Below are 1,431 nucleotides of genomic sequence, written 5' to 3'. Positions count from 1 at the left end.
ATCATGTCCTTGAACAAATCTTAGCCAATCACGGCATTCCCCTTCAAATTATAGTAGATTGAAACTAGAATAGTACACCTCTACTTCTAAAACATTGTTAGAAATCGATTTGACTGTCCTGATCGGTTTGTCCTATTCTTATTTCATTTTACTATACTTTCAAACCTAGCCGTTTCTCAATAAAACGACTGACTAAATACATCACACGCTTAGCGGCTGCCTCGCTTCCGACCGTCATCACACAATCATCTGCGTAGCGCACAAATCGAAGTCCCCTCTTTTCTAATTCCTTGTCCAATTCATTAAGCATGATATTAGATAAGAGAGGAGATACATTTCCTCCCTGTGGTGTACCAACTAGCGTTTTATGACGTTGACCATTAATGATAACACCTGAATGAAGATACTTACGAATCAAGGATTCCCTATCTCCGTCTTCGATTATGTTATGTACTAAGGACATCAATCTATCTTGAGGAACCCTATCGAAAAATTTCTCTAGGTCTATATCCACTATCCACTCATAGCCGTCATTTAAGTACTCTAAGAGCTTGGACAATGGCTTGTTGGATTATCCTATCCATCACTGTCGGAATCCCAAGCTGAAGGACACCTCCATTGGGTTGGGGGATTTCAACTCGCAGGACTGATTGAGGTTTGTATTTCCTCTGTTTTATCAGCTCCTTAGTCAAGCGCCAGTTTTGTCTGAGATAGTCATCCATCTCTTCGATAGTCATTCCATCAATCCCAGCTGAGCCTTTATTGGATTTTACTTGATTGTAAGCTTCCAGCATATTTTCGCGTGATACTATCTTATCTAGCAATTTTGACATGTGCCTATTCCTTTCTTGTTTTGGTGCCTGAGGGATATCTTATATTGGTGAACCTTCATCTAGTCAATACGTGACAGAGTCCAGTTCTATCAGACCGTTCGTTTTACAGACACAAGTAAAGTAGGATTACTTCGATCTGTCGTTTTCTCTTTCTAGCGACAGAGCTCACGGGATAAGTTCTACATCTTTCCTCGTTTAGACTAGACATGAGGACGTTAAAAGGTTACAGTGGAAAAAGATAAATCTTAGTTCGAATTCAATTACTCTCGTGATTTACGCATATAGGTTACGACTACCTTTTTGGACTTTAAGGTTTCGCGCCCCCCTATCCGCTATATACGCCTTACTATCACCTTCCTGTTCGTAGAGCCACGATTTCGCTATCCCTTCCTCTGACGATTCTTATTTCCAGTGTCAGACTTAAAACGGTCTATCCCCAGACCGTTTTAATCCGCTACCTCACGATAGTCAGGCTTGGGAATCGCTATTGGGTTCACCGGTAGCAGGTGCCCACCGAGGACTTGTACTCAATGAAAATCAAAGAGTAAACTAGGAAACTAGCCGCAGGCTGTACTTGAGTACGGCAAGGCGACGTTGA

1 pseudogene is annotated in these 1,431 nt (G+C 41.6%); it reads right to left on the bottom strand.

Going from position 1 to position 1,431, the window contains the following annotated elements:
* Positions 1 to 154: 154 nt before the first annotated feature.
* Positions 155 to 833: pseudogene (locus tag HT709_RS11125) on the bottom strand (reverse transcriptase domain-containing protein); the annotation flags it as partial.
* Positions 834 to 1,431: the final 598 nt, after the last annotated feature.

This window comes from Streptococcus sp. 1343 (assembly GCF_013277355.1).
In the GTDB taxonomy this organism is placed as follows: domain Bacteria; phylum Bacillota; class Bacilli; order Lactobacillales; family Streptococcaceae; genus Streptococcus; species Streptococcus pseudopneumoniae.
Note: the sequence above shows the minus strand (reverse complement) of the source record. Positions and strands in the feature narration are given on the sequence as shown.